General features: G+C 41.8%; 13 protein-coding genes. 5 read left to right on the forward strand and 8 right to left on the reverse strand.

Annotation, left to right across the window (positions count from 1 at the left end; translation table 11 throughout):
- Window positions 1-33: 33 nt before the first annotated feature.
- The 3 genes from FQ083_RS00925 to xthA form a co-directional block, all read right to left on the reverse strand.
- Window positions 34-432 carry a DUF4377 domain-containing protein gene (locus FQ083_RS00925; RefSeq protein ID WP_020443396.1) on the reverse strand — a complete coding sequence of 133 codons (399 nt, stop codon included), beginning with the start codon at window positions 430-432 and terminating at the stop codon, window positions 34-36.
- 318 nt (window positions 433-750) lie between these two features.
- Window positions 751-1,974 (reverse strand): bifunctional glutamate N-acetyltransferase/amino-acid acetyltransferase ArgJ, encoded by a 1,224-nt coding sequence (gene argJ, locus FQ083_RS00930; protein WP_149408377.1) that lies wholly within the window; start codon window positions 1,972-1,974, stop codon window positions 751-753.
- Between the two features lie 72 nt (window positions 1,975-2,046).
- Window positions 2,047-2,871, reverse strand: a complete 825-nt coding sequence (xthA, locus tag FQ083_RS00935; RefSeq protein ID WP_149408378.1) for an exodeoxyribonuclease III — start codon at window positions 2,869-2,871, stop codon at window positions 2,047-2,049.
- 317 nt (window positions 2,872-3,188) lie between these two features.
- On the opposite strand from xthA, the gene FQ083_RS00940 reads away from it, so the two are divergent.
- The 3 genes from FQ083_RS00940 (at window position 3,189) to FQ083_RS00950 (ending at window position 8,342) form a co-directional block, all read left to right on the forward strand.
- Window positions 3,189-3,758, forward strand: coding sequence for a thioesterase family protein (locus tag FQ083_RS00940; protein ID WP_149408379.1), 570 nt, complete (start codon window positions 3,189-3,191; stop codon window positions 3,756-3,758).
- 622 nt (window positions 3,759-4,380) lie between these two features.
- Complete coding sequence (locus FQ083_RS00945) at window positions 4,381-6,078, forward strand: AMP-binding protein (protein WP_149408380.1); 1,698 nt, start codon at window positions 4,381-4,383, stop codon at window positions 6,076-6,078.
- A gap of 563 nt (window positions 6,079-6,641) precedes the next feature.
- The gene (locus FQ083_RS00950) at window positions 6,642-8,342 is read left to right on the forward strand and encodes a long-chain-fatty-acid--CoA ligase (RefSeq protein ID WP_020443391.1); all 1,701 of its coding nucleotides are present in this window, start codon (window positions 6,642-6,644) and stop codon (window positions 8,340-8,342) included.
- Between the two features lie 101 nt (window positions 8,343-8,443).
- Here the strand turns inward: FQ083_RS00950 and FQ083_RS00955 are convergent, their stop codons facing one another.
- From FQ083_RS00955 to sohB, 5 genes are all read right to left on the reverse strand, one after another.
- The gene (locus tag FQ083_RS00955; protein ID WP_020443390.1) at window positions 8,444-9,313 is read right to left on the reverse strand and encodes an SDR family oxidoreductase; all 870 of its coding nucleotides are present in this window, start codon (window positions 9,311-9,313) and stop codon (window positions 8,444-8,446) included.
- A gap of 138 nt (window positions 9,314-9,451) precedes the next feature.
- On the reverse strand, window positions 9,452-10,204 hold the full coding sequence (locus tag FQ083_RS00960) for a histidine phosphatase family protein (protein WP_149408381.1): 753 nt from the start codon (window positions 10,202-10,204) through the stop codon (window positions 9,452-9,454).
- 62 nt (window positions 10,205-10,266) lie between these two features.
- Window positions 10,267-11,556, reverse strand: coding sequence for a phosphotransferase family protein (locus tag FQ083_RS00965; RefSeq protein ID WP_149408382.1), 1,290 nt, complete (start codon window positions 11,554-11,556; stop codon window positions 10,267-10,269).
- A 134-nt stretch (window positions 11,557-11,690) separates the two neighbouring features.
- Entirely contained in the window at window positions 11,691-12,941 is a 1,251-nt protein-coding gene (locus FQ083_RS00970) for an acyl-CoA dehydrogenase family protein (protein WP_262880828.1), read from the reverse strand.
- A gap of 247 nt (window positions 12,942-13,188) precedes the next feature.
- Complete coding sequence (gene sohB / locus FQ083_RS00975) at window positions 13,189-14,169, reverse strand: protease SohB (protein ID WP_149408384.1); 981 nt, start codon at window positions 14,167-14,169, stop codon at window positions 13,189-13,191.
- 363 nt (window positions 14,170-14,532) lie between these two features.
- Here sohB and aspS point away from each other — a divergent pair, with 363 nt between their 5' ends.
- Window positions 14,533-16,359: an aspartate--tRNA ligase gene (aspS, locus tag FQ083_RS00980; protein ID WP_133104246.1), complete on the forward strand. Its 1,827-nt coding sequence runs from the start codon at window positions 14,533-14,535 to the stop codon at window positions 16,357-16,359.
- A 67-nt stretch (window positions 16,360-16,426) separates the two neighbouring features.
- Window positions 16,427-17,353 (forward strand): lysophospholipid acyltransferase family protein, encoded by a 927-nt coding sequence (locus FQ083_RS00985; protein ID WP_149408385.1) that lies wholly within the window; start codon window positions 16,427-16,429, stop codon window positions 17,351-17,353.
- Window positions 17,354-17,439 lie beyond the last annotated feature (86 nt).

The raw sequence follows: 17,439 nt of genomic DNA on the forward strand, positions 1-17,439 counted from the left end.
TGCTATTTATTGCAAAAGATACTTAATAAGCAATTATTCCGCTTTTTTTGACACTACTTGGTTCAGTATCCAAACTGGCTTGACCGCATTCGTTACTTCATCCATCATCGCTTCTTGGCGAACGTCCAAAACATAACGATAATTTGGCTCATACGTAAAGCCTTGAATATTACCATTTAAAGGGGTGTAGTTTTTCTGATACGTTTGGCGATACTGCAAGCACTCTGACTCAATCATGGCACCATTAGAAGCTTGTAGCTCACAAACTGCTTTCAGTGGGGCTATCTCTATTTTAAAACTTGGAATATTAATGACTTTTACCACTGCCGGTTCACCTTCAACGACCATGGTACGCGTATCGTCAGTTGCCATGGTTGAACAACCTGATAAAACAAACGTTGCCATCACTGCTGCTAATGCTAACTTTTTCATTATAAAATCCTCAATGTATTCATAGTTTTATTTGTTTGGACTCGATTTATTCATTTTAGAATAAACGGTTTTTCGATATCACTTAATCATTTATTATTAACTCGACTAGTATAGGGCGCAAAGTAACTGCGCCTCTACAACTGCTTTGTAACTTAACGTCAGATTTTGCAACGGTTGTTAATCAATAGTAAATAAATATTTTCGATATTGCCGATAAATACATCCTACTTTCAGTAATATCAGTTTAAAACACTAAATAAAAAACGCTCAGAATCATGATGATTCTGAGCGTTTTTTATAAGTAAGTATTAAGGTTTTTTAGCTACGATAGTCCGCATTTATTTTGACATAGTCGTAAGATAAATCGCAGGTGTAAACGGTGTCATGGGCATCACCGCGTGCAAGATCGATATGAATGGTAATTTCAGGGCGACTCATGACCGTCTTACCCGCCTCTTCCGTATAGTTTGACGCGACACCACCATTTTGACAAATCCTAACTTCGTCTAAGTAGACATCGACTTGTTCGGTATCAAGGTCTTCAATCCCAGCATAACCGACGGCTGCTAATATACGACCCCAGTTGGCATCACTGGCAAAAAATGCCGTTTTAACCAAGGGTGAATGCGCAACGGCATATGCCACATCGCAGCATTCTTGTGTGGTTTTGCCACCTGTGACTTTTACCGTCATAAATTTAGTAGCGCCTTCACCATCACGTACGATCAGTTGTGCCAAACGTATAAAGACTTCAGCTAACGCATCAAACATTGGCTGATAATGTGGGTGCTCAGGGCTATCAATGATATCTGAGCTCGCAGCACCTGTCGCTATCAGTACACAACAATCATTGGTCGAGGTATCACCATCAACCGTAATACGGTTAAAAGACTGCTCATTGATAGCACTTAACATCTCTTGTAATAAGTCAGCAGCAATATTGGCATCGGTTGCAACATAGCCAAGCATGGTTGCCATATTGGGACGTATCATGCCTGAGCCTTTTGACATCCCCGTAATATGATAACTACTACCATCAACATCGATTTTTTTACTCGCGAGCTTTGGAATCGTATCCGTTGTACGGATACCATTTGCAGCAGCAAGCCAATTATCAGGCGCTAGATTGGCTAATGCGTTGTCTAGTCCTGCGATAATTGCCTCACTATTTAATGACTCCCCAATAACACCCGTCGAAAATGGCAATACAGTATCACTAGCCACGCCAGCTTTAGCAGCCAATGCCGCACAGATATCTGTGGCGCGGCGTTTGCCATCAGCACCGGTTCCAGCATTAGCATTACCAGTATTGGTCACCAAATAGCGCGGAGAAGCTGCAGCAAAGTGTTCACGTAATACGCGCACAGGCGCAGCGCAAAATGTATTTTTGGTCGTTACCACTGCAGTGGCAGCATCAGCTGCGATCTCAATAATTACCAAATCATCACGATCTTTATAACGTACGCCTGCTGCGGTAGCGCTTAATTTAATGCCTTCAATAGGATAAATCGTCTCAGGTACTGCAACATTACCAACTGCCATCACTCACTCCTTAATTATTGATATTGGTATATTTTTATTGATTGTAAAGCCTTAATCGTAATGGTAAAAACATCATACTTTGTTTAAATCAAATGCTGTCCAAATAGGCGCATGGTCAGAGGGTTTTTCCATAGCGCGCAGCTCATAGCTGATACCCGCATCAACACAACATTCAACAAGATCAGGCGTACATAAAATATGATCAATACGCAATCCACGCTTAGGATCATCATCAAAACCGCGACTGCGATAATCAAACCAGCTGTATAATTCGGTGCTTTCTGGATAATGCAAACGGTAGGTATCAGTCAACTCACGTGACATAAGATTGCTATACCACTCACGCTCCTCAGGTAGGAAGGATGTTTTTCTATTTTTCAACCAACGCTTAGCATTTACTTCACCGATTCCAATATCGATGTCTTCTGGGGCAATATTCATATCCCCCATAATCACTAGCGAGCGCCCTTCTGCTTTTAGCGTATCAATATAGGCCATTAAATCAGCATAATAAGCGCGTTTCATCGGAAATTTGGTCGGATGATCTTGACTCTCACCCTGTGGAAAATAACCATTGAGCACATCAATCTCACGCCCATCAAACTCATAACGCGCATGAATAAAACGTTTTTGCGCCTCTTCATCTTCGCTAGGGAAACCTTTTTGCACAAAAATAGGTGCAACTTTCGATAATAATGCCACACCGTAATGCGCTTTCTGTCCAAAATACTCGACGTGATAGCCCAAGCCTTCTACATTTTCAAGGGGAAACTGCTCATCATGCACCTTGGTTTCTTGCAGACCCATGACATCAGGATCGATAATATCTCGCACCGCCTCCAGCTGATGTTGACGAGCTCGGATACCATTGATATTAAAACAAACAAAACGGGTCATAAATTATCCTATCCTATATAAATAACTGCTTTGATAAGTAAATGCAGTTTTAAAATGCACTTATAAATAAATCTAAAATAAAACAAATACGGTTATGATAACAGACATAGACAGCGCTAGCTGTTGCACCCTTTTATATCTTGAGTTAGAGTGTTTGTTTGGTCTAATTACTTGGCTATTTGCCGTGTCATTTTATCAAAACATGCTATCAAGCCATTCTTATTGACTTTCCTACTTTTTATTAAATGATGCTTATCAAGCAGCGGCATTTAAACAACTTATAACACCTTATTATTAAAAATATATTGAGCATTATTATGACAAAAACAACTGATAAGAACCTAACTGCCGTATCAAAACCTCACATAATCACGCCGTTATTTGCGACTAACTATAATGTCTATATCAATCATACTGATGCTGGCGGTATAGTCTATCATGCCAATCACTTAGTGTTCTTTGAAAACTGCCGCCGCGATTGGTTTACTCAATTGGGATTAAATGGTTATTTCTTGGAGACCAATGACGGTCAGATTCAGCATTTCGTCGTCACTCAAGCGGACTTGCAATATAAGCGCGCGATTTTATTAGATGAGGTCATTAATGTACGCATTGATAACGTTGAGATAAAACCTGCCAGCATTGTATTTTATCAAAGCATTTATCGTCAGCACTCTCAAGAGAACACTGCTGACAATGTAAAAGCGGTTTTGCTAAGCAGCACTAAAATCGTTGTTGCCTGTGTACAAAATCAAATCACACCGGATGCTATAGAGAATGATGCGTCAAATAAAACCAGTACCAATACCGCGCCAATGCGCCCTATTCGTGTGCCAAAAAAATTACGTGTTGCTATTGAGCAAGCAATTTCAGAATATAATAAGTAGCTTCTATAATAATTGATTTCTTAAATATCTTTAGAAAAATCAGTTTTTCCTACGACAACAATTAGTCATCTTCTCTTTTTGTATGATATATAGAATCGATTTGATTTAAAACCGATACAGCTCTACTGCTATAGAGTTTTCGTAGCCCCTGTGAAGCATGCTATGCCTATGCCGACAGAGACTGCAAAACATTCATTCCAGTCTCGCTGTATCATTTTTACATTGAGCTGGCTATAGACCTTGCTATATATTCATTTATAAGGATATTTCCTGTACTGAGCAGTACTCTTATCATCATAGTGCCTTAGCCTAGATTCATGCTAACGTATTGCTTAAATGTATCATTATATATTTGATATATTATTTTTATGTGGTAGATGGTTGGTAGAAAAAATTAATCCGACTAATTTTTTAAGATTACTCAAATAGTTTTTTAATCAAACACTTATTTTTTACCATTTAATGATGCCAAATAATCCAATAACACCAGCAGTCTGTCAATAGATAAGGATATTATCAAATTCAGCGATCGCTTTTATGTCAGCGCTGTTTTTTTATTGACAAGGATCTGACTGCTTAGCTAGCAACATTTAACCTCTCTCATATTTCAAGGACGCTGACTATGACGCTAAATAAACCTTGGCTTGCAAATTACCCTATTGGTGTGCCAAAGACGATTGATCCAGACAAATATAGCAGTATCATGGAGCTATATGAAGAGTGCTTCGATCGCTTTCGCATGCATCCTATGACCATCTGTATGGGCGTTACTCATACCTACGACGATGTCGATAAAGCTTCTATCGCGGTTGCTGCATGGTTACAGGCAAAAGGTCTGCCTCAAGGTAGCGTAGTCGCGCTTATGATGCCAAACGTGCCGCAATACTTGCCAACGATGATTGGTATTTTGCGGGCTGGTTATATCTGTACACCCGTAAATCCTCTGTATACTGGCCGCGAGCTACGCCATCAATTGAATGACTCTGGCGCTCAGGTTATTTTTGTCGTCGATAACTTTGCTCAAGCACTTGAGCAGGTTATTGAAGAAACCCATATCAAACACATTGTCCTATCAAAAATGGGCGATATGATGGGTCTAAAAGGTATTTTGGTCAACACCATTATCCGTCAGGTCAAACGCTTGGTACCCAAGTATAATCTGAATGACCCAAAATACGACGTCACTAAGTTCCCTGATGTGCTCAAGAAAGGCAAAAACCTGCCGTTCCAAAAGCCAAAACTGTCTTTGAGTCAAACCGCCTTTTTGCAATATACAGGTGGCACAACAGGGCTGTCTAAAGGCGCTATTTTATCTCAGCGTAATATTGTCGCAGGCGCGATGCAGTCAGAAGCTTGGACTCGCCCTATTACCTCAGAGATTAATGAGGTATATATCAATATGGTGATGGCACTGCCGCTGTATCATATTTTTGCCTTTATGCTGAGCTCACTGGGTATGCGTGCAGGTTACACTTTTATATTGGTTCCTAACCCGCGTGATATACCAGGCTTTATTAAGACGTTATCAAAACAGCCCTTCCATATTTTCCCTGCGGTCAATACCTTATTTAAAGGCTTACTCGACAATCCGAACTTTAAAAACCTAGATTTTAGCTCACTACGCATCTCACAAGCAGGCGGTATGGCAGCGACTGAGCAAACAGCAAGACGCTGGCTTGAGACGACAGGCTGCGCTATGATTGAGGGTTGGGGAATGACGGAAGGGGTTGCTGTTGGTACTGCCAACGTCATCACTGATCGCAAGTTTAATGGTACGATTGGCGTCCCTGTCCCTAGTGTTGATGTCATTATTATCGATGACGAGGGCAACCCTGTCGGTGCCAATCAAGCAGGCGAGATGTGTGTCAAAGGACCTAACGTTACCTCAGGTTACCTAAATAGAGACAGTAGTGATGACTTTACCAAAGATGGCTACTTCCGCACTGGCGATATCGTCAGCATGGACGAGAAAGGCTACTTTAGACTATTAGACCGTAAAAAAGACATGATTTTGGTGTCAGGATTTAATGTATTTCCAAATGAGATCGAGTCGGTCATGCTTGATTGTGACGGCATTATCGATTGTGCTGTCATCGGTATCCCTGATGAGAATCAAGGTGAAGCGGTCAAAATCTATGTTGTCCCTGCTGATAATAATGTCACCAAAAACTCTATTAAAGAGTTCGCTTTAGACAATATGACTGGTTATAAATGTCCACGTCATATCGAGTTTGTTACTGAGCTACCAAAAAGTAACGTCGGTAAAGTATTACGTCAAAAACTTCGCGAGAAGCATCTGATAGACAATCCTCAACTATAATTAAAGCGGTCTTTTAATTGTCAAGAGCGCCTTGCATTAGATGCAAGGCGCTTTTTTATTAACCATACCATCGATCAATTTTAAACTTTATTAGCATTTTTAATATACTATCTTATCTCTGCAATCGCTTCACTATTCTTAGTTGCAACATATATTTTTCAATATATCAAGTATAACGACAAACTCTCAAGTTCTTTTATAGCAATAACTTACTCAATTACACTTATGTTAATGTATTGCCAAAATATGTTACGCTATTGTTTATAACATTGAGTCAGTAATATATTTAACTGAGGTCAATTAATTGACCTTAAACAGCAGTACATTTTTCAAAAATAATTACAAACCAGCCATTTAATCCATTCAGATGAGTTTTCTGTGTGGTTAAATGAATTTTTAGTTCAATCACCTTGTATAAAGGCCGCCGTATTTTAGCAGTTTGTGAATAAATGGGATAGCACTCGACAATCCACTGCCTAACTGGCGATGACTCGTATTGTTGACATGGATGTGACTACTTTTGTATAGAGCCTTAACTGATCGCAAATTTAAGGACGCTTAGTATGACAACAGATAAACCTTGGCTTGCTCAATATCCAGCAAACGTACCCAAGACTATTAATCCTGATCAGTATGAAAGTCTCATCGAGTTGTATGAAGAGTGTTTTGACCGCTTCCGTATGCATCCTATGACCATCTGTATGGGCGTTTCTCATACTTATGGAGACGTGGACAAAGCGTCTCTTGCTGTCGCTGCTTGGTTGCAAGCACAAGATATCCCCAAAGGTAGCGTAGTGGCAGTCATGATGCCAAACGTGCCGCAATACTTGCCAACCATGATCGGTATATTGCGCGCCGGCTATGTTTGCACCCCTATCAACCCACTATATACTGGTCGTGAGCTACGTCATCAACTCAATGATTCAGGCGCTCAGGTTATTTTTGTCGTCGATAACTTTGCTCAAGCACTTGAGCAAGTCATTGAAGAGACGAACATCAAACGTATTGTCCTATCGAAAATGGGCGATATGATGGGGCTAAAGGGTATTTTGGTCAATACTGTTATTCGTCAGGTCAAACGCTTAGTGCCTAAGTACAACCTGAATGACCCTAAGTATAATGTTACCAAATTCCCTGATGTGCTTAAAAAAGGCAAAAACCTGCCTTTTCAAACACCAAAAACCTCACTGCAACAAAAAGCTATTTTACAATATACCGGCGGTACAACAGGCCTATCTAAAGGCGCTATTTTAACCCAGCGTAACGTTGTCGCTGCTGCCATGCAATCAGAAGCATGGTATCGCCCTGTTACTTCTGAAATCAATGAGGTATATATCAATATGGTCATGGCATTGCCGCTATATCATATATTTGCCTTTATGCTGAGCTTGCTAGGTATGCGTTCGGGTTATACTTTTATATTAATACCTAATCCACGAGACATGCCTGGATTTGTCAAAACCTTATCAAAACAGCCCTTCCATATTTTTCCTGCCGTCAATACCTTGTTTAAAGGGCTACTTGATCAACCAACCTTTAAAAATCTAGATTTTAGCGCATTACGTATCTCACAAGCAGGCGGTATGGCAGCGACTGAGCAGACGGCAGCGCGCTGGTTAGAAGTCACTGGTTGCCCGATGGTTGAGGGTTGGGGTATGACTGAAGGGGTTGCAGCAGGTACTGCTAACGTCATTACTGATCGCAAGTTCAATGGCACTATTGGCATTCCTGTACCTAGTGTCGATGTAATTGTGGTCGATGATAATGGCGAGACCGTAGGTTTTAATCAGTCTGGTGAAATGTGCATTAAGGGACCAAATATCACCTCAGGCTATTTTAATAAAGACAACACCAACGACTTTACTAAAGAGGGTTATTTCCGTACTGGTGATATCATTAGTATGGACGAAAAAGGCTATATCACTTTACTTGATCGCAAAAAAGACATGATTTTGGTATCAGGATTTAACGTCTTTCCGAATGAGATTGAGTCAGTTATGCTAGATTGCAAAGGTATTATTGATTGCGCAGTGATTGGCATTTCTGATGAGCATCAAGGCGAAGCGGTCAAAATTTATATCGTTCCTGCTGATAACAATGTTACCAAAAGTGATATTAAAGAATTTGCCTTGGACAATTTGACTGGCTACAAATGCCCGCGTCATATTGAATTTGTGAGTGAGTTGCCAAAGAGTAATGTGGGTAAAATATTGCGTCAAAAACTGCGTGAAAAACACATGGCAGATAACCCTCAAATGTTATAACTTCTAAAATCTGTACACATCAAGACCAATAAAAGAATCCCTCTATATCAGCATATAGAGGGATTCTTTTATTGGTCTTGATATTATTAATGTCGCTTGTACTAACTGACTTTATTGACCACCTGCAATGGCAAGTGCTTCATTGCTTGACCGACGATAGACCATGGTAGACTGGGTACACAAGCTTCATCAACCTCAGCTTCAATCGCTGCAACGATGGATTTGGTGCCCGTATCTGCATCTACTTCAAACGGTAATGGCTTGGCATTTTCATTGATTTCAGTACGGATATAGCCTGGATAAATAGTAGAGACTTTGATCGGCAGTTTGGTCAATAGCATATCAGCACGGATGCCCTCTGCCAAATGTGCCAAGCCTGCCTTACTCGCACCATAGGCAGTCAAGTGCTTAGGTAATCCACGCATCGCTGACATACTAGATATCACGACCAAATGGCCGCTATTTTGTGCGCGAAAGATACTCATCGCTGCTTCACACTGTGCGAGCGCCGAAATAAAGTTAACCTCAACCGTACGGCGGTTGGTATCAAAGCGTCCTTTACCAATACGGCGGCTCTCGCCAATGCCTGCATTGACCACGACACGATCAATATGACCAAAGTCAGCCGTGAAGGCATCAAACACTTCAAAAATCGCATCATAATCACTAACGTCTAGCACTCGATACTCGATACGAATATCAGGATATTGTGCCATCAGCTCTATTTGTAGACTCTCTAAACGATCCGTACGACGCGCACAAATAGCAAGGTTGTATCCAAGCTTAGCAAACAATCTCGCCATGCCCTCGCCCAACCCTGAGCTGGCACCCGTGATTAAAACCGTTTTGCCACGACCAATCTGCTGTTTATTTAAACCTTTTAAATAACGTGCTGGTTGAACCGCGCCAAATAATTGATTTTTACTTTTGGTGGCTTTTTTTGCCACTAGGCTCAGTAATTTATTTTGCATGGACATTCTCTTATGTATCAATGATAACTTCAAGATAACGTAAACACTTCCAACTGTCTATGTGGCTTTGGTGTTATCTGCGCTAGTAGCCAGCCACTACAGACTTTCTATAACAAGGTTTTAGCAACCAATCATGAATTATCGCCATGTCACAAAACGCTTACCATCAGCGAATAAATGACTATACTCATTTAATGATAGTAAACGTGAATTCTGCTCTTTTAAAGTAATAGATGTCACGCCCGTATTAACCAAGCTTTTATTGATTTGATACGCAGTCTGACTGCCTTGTTGTAATAACTGCGCGGTAATAGCCGCAATAATGCCGCCTGAAGTAAATACCAATACCGTACTATCACGATTTAAATTTAGCGTTGTCATCTGTATACGTATTTGCTCAAGCGCTTGCTTAGCTCGCTCATTAAACTGCGACCAGCTTTCTATATAATCTTGATCATAATCACTGCCATGCCAGCGCCGCATCGCGTTATCGAATAACTCAGCCAAACGTGTCATCGGTACATCCGCTTTAGCAATCTCAGCTGCAATTGATGCTCGAGTGCTGAATGCTGGATCTGATTTAACAAAAACATCTTTATGATTAAATTCATCAAATTGTGGCAGTACATAGCTATCCGGCGCACTCATATCGATTGCAGGCTTGTTAGAGCTATCGGTATCAGCAAATGACTGATAACGCTGCCAAAAATGATGTGCAGAATCTTGTTGCCTGACCAAACTCCCCGTAAAAATAGCATCGATTCGGCGCTGGGTCGTTGCATAATGCTGGCCGAGCATTTGCGCTTGGATACCACCTAGCTCTGACAGCTGATCGTAATTTTCTTGTCCAAAGGATGCCTGGCCATGACGTGCCAGAAGAATGGTTGTCATAAAATACTGCCTTTTATCATAGTTTCAATATGCTGATTTCAAACATTTTACTTGCTAAAAAATTACTCAGCTGTTGATTGCGGCGACTTAGCAAAATAGCCTTTCGGTAAAATACCTTTAATAACTTTTTGTACAGGCGCTGGTAATTGCTCAATGGTGGCAGCATCGACGCCCATATCTTGCAAATGCGGCTGCACATGAGTGTTAAATAACGCCTCACCTTCATACTGTGCTATCGACTTCAGAGATTTTGCATGCAATACATGAACGATAAGCCAAAAATTCTTAAACGCCGGATTGGTTGTTTGTTTATTATAATAGCGATAGTAAATTTGCTGCACGATACCCGCTAGACGGAATAAACCAAACACCTCATAAAACGTCCAATTATCTATCTCTAAACCTGATTGTTTAAGATAGTAATCCACCACTTCATCACGGGTCATCATGCCTTTTAAATGCGTGGGCTGACGGCGTGACTGCTGCATAATGATGTTGTCATCTTCTTCAATCCAGTAAGCCAAGGCGCTACCCAAATCCATCAAAGGATCACCCAAGGTCGCCATTTCCCAATCAAGTACACCGATAACCTTAGTTGGATCTGCGGCATCTAAAATGACGTTGTCAAAACGCCAATCATTGTGAATCAAGCAAGTCTTACTATCAGCAGGCGTATGCTTACCAAGCCATTGACGTACCAATGCAAAACTTGGGACATTAGGTGTTTTGGCTTTGACATAACGCTTATCCCAACCTGTTACTTGGCGCTCGCAATAACCTTCGCCACGCCCAAGATTCACTAAATCAGGATGCGCTTTATAATCTACTTGGTGCAGCTCAACTAAAGCATCGATAACATTGGTACATAATGCACGCGTTTGCTCTTCGTTTAAATCAATCCCTTTTGGCAAATTAGCACGAGGAATGATACCTTCCATACGCTCCATGACATAGAAATCGGCACCGATGACGGACTCATCCGTACATAGCGCGACCATTTTAGGTACGTAAGGATAAGCATCCTTTAAGGATTTTTGGACAGTGTATTCGCGCACCATATCATGTGCTGATTTGGCTTTAGTGCCTTTTGGCGGACGGCGTAATATTAAATCTTGGCTTTTACTTTCAGCGTTACCTTCGCCTTCATATTGCAAACGGTAAGTCCAGTTTGATGCACCACCCGAGAATTGAGTAACCATTGGCTCGCCTGCTACATCGATTCCTTGGGCGCGTAGCCAGTTACTAACCGCTTTGGCGTCAAGCTCTTCGCCCTCACGAACCTCGCCACCTTTATCTAATATTTTATTAGCTACTTCTTTATCCGTAGTATTGCTCTGATTAGCAGTTGCCATAAGATGTTCCTTATCGTGTGGTCAGTTATTTTTATTGATTATTTAGGGGTGAAGAATCCACTATCAAATGATTTATAGTTATGGTCGCCATTGAGCTTGTTTTGTATTAGTTATAGATACAAATCTAAGTTACCTTAAGATTTAGCAGGTTTCGACGAACGGCTAAAACCTTGACGCTTTAATTCTAACTTAGCAATCATGGTTTTATGCACTTCATCAGGACCATCGGCTAAGCGCAGCGCTCGTGCTTGAGCAAAGAAACTCGGCAGCATCGTATCTTGGCAAACGCCCATACCACCATAGATTTGAATCGCCATATCAACCACTTCTTGTAGCACGGTTGGTGCAACGACTTTAATGGCAGAGATTTCTGTGAGTGCTGCTTTGGTACCTTGGCCGTCCATTTTCTGCGCGGCGTATAGAGTCAGCAAACGGGCTTGGTCAATCTTAATACGTGCTTCAGCAATACGCTCAAAGTTACCACCTAGTTGTAGTAATGGCTTACCAAAAGCCGTACGCTCCATACCGCGTTTTACGGCCAGCTCTAGCGACTTTTCAGCGGCCCCAATACAACGCATGCAATGATGAATGCGACCTGGTCCTAGGCGACCTTGCGCAATCTCAAAGCCCATACCTGGGCCACCGATAAAGTGGCTAACGGGTACACGTACATCATTAAAGCTGACTTCACCATGACCATGCGGCGCATCATAATCGCCAAATACTTTTAGCATGCGCTCGATATTGAAGCCTGCAGTTTTTGCTGGAACCAATACCATCGAATGCTGATGATGACGGTCTTTAGTTTCATCAGGGGTGTATGCCATCACAATCAAAATATCAACTGCTGGGTCGCCAAGACCGGACGACCACCATTTACTACCATTGATAATAATCTCATCGCCATCGACAACCGCAGTCGCCTGCATGTTGGTCGCATCACTGGATGCCACCTCAGGCTCAGTCATACAAAATACCGAACGCGTTTTACCTTCCAAGATTGGCGTCAGCCACTTATCTTGCTGCTCTTGTGTACCATAACGCCACAACAGCTCCATATTGCCACTATCAGGGGCATTGCAGTTAAACACGTAAGGCGCTAATAAACTGCGACCTGTCAACTCTGCAATCGGTGCATAATCGGTAACCGAAAGGCCAGCACCTAGGATGTCATCCGGCAAAAATAAATTCCACAGGCCAGCTTCACGTGCTTGCTTACGTAAGCTCTCATACTTTTCTGGCCACTGCCAATTTTTCCAATTACCATCAGGATTTTGCTGATGACAGTCTGCCCAAAATTGCGCTTCAATGGGCTCAATAAGGGTTTCGATAAATGCTTGTACTTGGGCATGCATGGCTTGACCATGTTCTGTTGCTGTAAACATTAAGGCATTGCTAGACATAATGATTTCCCTATCCTTATTAATTATCTCAATCACATTTTTATAAAAAACTTCATAGTGTACGTACGTAAACTCTGTATCGTATTTACCATTTATAACACAGCAATTATTTTTAAACAGCAAAAAGGCGCGACCCGTTAGGACACGCCTTTTACAAAATACAAACAATGCACAAATTAAGGTTAGAACTTTAAAGATCAGCTATGCACTAGCCTCTTAATACTTAAAACTACTTTAAGATATTTAAACGACTATTAAGGTCAAATCGTGCTAGTGCCTCTGGCAGCTTATCAACCGCCATGCTGATGGTCGCTTCTGCAGCTTGTGATAGCCCTAGCTTTTCTGCCAGTGTTGGCTTTTGACGTGAATGCAGCGCGTACACTTCGTTGTTTTCCATACGCTCTAATAGATAACTGTCTGATGTCTGTAATTTATCTACCAAGTTCAAATGCAGCGCATCTTCACCATACCAATGCTCGCCTGTTGCAACTTTATCTACATCAAGCATACCGCGATAACGATTGACAAAGTGCTTAAATAACTCATGGGTTTGCTCTAGCTCTTCTTGATATTTGGCACGATCTTCGTCGTCATTTTCACCAAATACAGTCACGGTACGTTTGTAATCACCAGCCGTAAACATCTCATAATCGACATCATGGTTTTTGAGCCATTTATGAAAATTGGGCAGTTGTGATACCACACCGATAGAGCCAATAATGGCAAATGGCGCCGCCACAATATTGTCCGCTACGCAGGCCATCATATAGCCACCACTAGCTGCAACCTTATCAACGCAGACGGTGAGTTTCAAACCGGCATCTTTCAGACGAGCCAATTGTGCGGCGGCTAAACCATAACCGTGTACTACGCCCCCACCAGACTCTAGACGCACCACCACTTCATCGCCTTTATTCGCCGTGCTGATAAGTGTGCTAATCTCTTCACGCAGGTGTTTAACAGCAGTGGCTTTGATATCGCCATCAAAGTCGAGTACAAAAACTTGTTGCTTGCTATCACTATTTTTTTTCTTATTTTTGGTTTTCGCTTTTAGGGCTTGTTTTGCTTTTTTAGCCAGTGTTTTTTTGAATTGTTTGAGGGCAGCTTTACCTTGAGTCGCCTCCATCAGGTCTTCACGGCGTTGCTCTTGGTTTTTATTCAGATGGATAACTCTTAGCTCAACAGGGTTTTTAGAGGGATTAAAAAGCATGAGTGCGATTCCTTAAATGATTAAGACGGTCTTAGTGTAATTTTATAAGTTAGGCTGATATGCGCACGCGCGCTTATCTTTTCAAGCAGAGGAACAATATTTAACCTAATGCAATTGTTACGGCATAAATACGGCTTATAGCCATCTTTACTGAGCTTTGATTGGGCTGATTCGGTTGTATAACAAAGGCAGATTAGGCATAATATACGTTTACACCAAATTTTCTGTAGCCAACGTGATGACTATTTGTCTTAATCGCGTTGTTTGCGCTTCTTTTAACTAAACTAGTTATTATCTAAAAGAAGCGTAACGATGGCTGCATTATTGTATTTCGAATTGGGCTGACAACTGGATAATTATATTATGACGCATAGCGAATACCGAGACGAATATTGCGGAGCCGTAACCGAAAGCTTAATTGAGCAAACCATTAGTGTCGTAGGCTGGGTACATCGTCGTCGCGATCACGGTGGCGTGATTTTCTTAGACATGCGTGACCGCGCTGGTATCTTGCAGGTCGTTGTCGATCCTGATACCCCAGAAGCGTTCGCTATTGCTGATGCGGTACGTCCTGAATATGTAATAAAAATTACAGGTCGTGTCCGTCAACGCTACGCGGGCACTGAAAACGCAAATATGACCAGTGGTCATATCGAGCTGTTGGCCAAAGAAATTGAAGTGCTGGCAAAATCTGAAACCCCGCCATTCCCATTGAATGATGAGAAAAGTACGGTATCAGAAGATTTGCGTCTCAAATATCGCTATCTTGATATGCGCCGTCCACAAATGCAAGATCGTATGGTATTCCGTGCGAAAGCCACCTCAGCGATTCGTCGTTATTTGGATGATCATGGCTTTTTAGACGTAGAAACCCCTATCTTGACTCGTGCAACGCCAGAAGGTGCTCGTGATTATCTTGTGCCTTCACGTACGCGTCCGGGTAACTTCTTTGCCTTACCGCAGTCGCCACAGCTGTTTAAACAGTTATTGATGGTCGCAGGTTTTGACCGCTATTATCAAATCGCTAAGTGCTTCCGTGATGAAGATTTACGTGCGGATCGTCAGCCTGAATTTACCCAAGTCGATATTGAGACTTCTTTCTTAAATGAAGAAGAAATCATGAATATCAACGAAGGTCTGATTAAGCATGTCTTTAAGACGATGATGGACGTTGAATTTGAACAGTTCCCACGTATGACTTATGCTGAAGCCATGCGTGATTATGCCTCAGACAAGCCTGACCTACGTATTCCGCTTAAATTGATTGACGTTGCAGACTTAATGAAAGACGTTGATTTTAAAGTGTTTGCCGGTCCTGCTAACGATCCTAAAGGTCGTGTTGCTGCCCTACGTATACCAGGCGGTGCTTCATTAAGCCGTAAACAAATCGATGCTTATACCAAGTTCGTTGGTATCTATGGTGCACGTGGTCTGGCTTATATTAAAGTCAACGATGCCAGCAACATCAATAACGGCGTGGATAAAGAATCTGGTCTACAGTCTCCTATCATTAAGAATATGACTGATGATGTATTGGTAAGCCTGATTGAGCGTACTGGTGCAGAAAGCAACGATATTATCTTCTTTGGTGCGGATAAAGCCAGTGTAGTCAATGATGCCATCGGCGCCCTACGTCAAAAGATTGGTTTAGATTTAGAAATGACCACTTGTGAGTGGGCCCCACTTTGGGTAACTGACTTCCCGATGTTTGAAGAAACTGAAGATGGTCGCTGGACCTCAATGCATCATCCATTTACTAAGCCAAAAGGTTCGGTTGAAGAATTAAAAACCAATCCTGAATCTGCCCTTTCTATCGCTTATGATATGGTATTAAACGGTACTGAAGTGGGTGGTGGTAGTTTACGTATCAACACGCTTGAGATGCAAACAGCCGTATTTGAAGCATTGGGTATTGATGATCAGGAAGCAGAAGACAAATTTGGCTTCTTGCTTGATGCGTTAAAATTTGGCGCGCCGCCACATGGTGGCTTGGCATTTGGTTTGGATCGCTTAATCATGCTTATGGTAGGCGCAAGCTCTATCCGTGACGTGATTGCCTTCCCAAAAACCAAAACTGCTGAATGTCCATTGACCCAAGCACCGGCTGAGGTAAATACCAAGCAGCTACGTGAGCTTGGTATCCGTGTCCGTGAAAAAGTACAAGCTGACACCAGTAAGTCTGCTGAATAAATAGTCTGATCATGCGAAGCTATTTTTTACAGTGCCTGTTACGTGATTCATTACTGTGTGAATGGTCATGAATCCGTATCATATTTTCAAAATCGTGCCACTGTCTGTCTTGCAGATGCTGGCACGTTTTGTTGCGTGGATAATCTTAAGGATGCCAAGCGCTAGTATCATGCGCACGGTTAAAATCAACATGGCACTGATTGCCCCTATGTTATCTCACCTGCAAAAACAAGCCTTAACCAAAGAGATTATCTATCATCAATGTTTAACCAGCATTGAGTCAATCAAAAGCTGGGCGATGCCACCTGATTGGAGTATTGCTCAAATTCGTGACGTTCATAATAAAGACATCTTACTTGATGGACTTGCTAGTCCTAACGGCATGCTCGCGATCGTACCGCATTTGGGTACGTGGGAGATGATGAATGCTTGGCTCAATCAATTTGGCTCGCCAACCATCATGTATAAGCCCGTAAAAGGTGACATTACCAACAATTTTATATTGCAAGGTCGTGCCCGCCTCAATGCGACATTAGTACCGACGGATGGTAGCGGTGTAAAAGCAGTATTTAAAACACTCAAACAAGGTGGTTTTAGTATTGTCTTACCTGACCACGTTCCTGACCCATCAGGCGGTATCATCGTGCCTTTTTTTGGCATTGAAACGTTGACCAGTACCCTCGCCTCCAAACTTGCTAGTAAAACCAAATGCGCACTGGTCGGATTGGCATGTATTCGCCGCGACGACGGGCATGGCTTTGATATTTATTGCTATAAACTCGATGACCCAGCATTATATGATCGCAATACTGAAACGGCAGCTTATGCACTCAATCTAGCAATGCAACGTATGATTGAAGACAATTACAGTCATTATATGTGGGGTTATCGACGCTTTAAGCATATCCCTATGATAGACAACCCTTATAACACTGATGAAGCCAATCTAGCCGCATTTATTCGCGCACATCATCCTAGTGTCGATAATAAATAAAATCGATACAGTGAAATCCGTACGCTACTGATAGACTCTCAATTTTAGTGTTTTTTATCAATTTTTTAAAAGTTAGCCCCTTATTT

The organism is Psychrobacter sp. ANT_H59 (genome assembly GCF_008369225.1).
GTDB classification, from domain to species: Bacteria; Pseudomonadota; Gammaproteobacteria; order Pseudomonadales; family Moraxellaceae; genus Psychrobacter; species Psychrobacter cryohalolentis.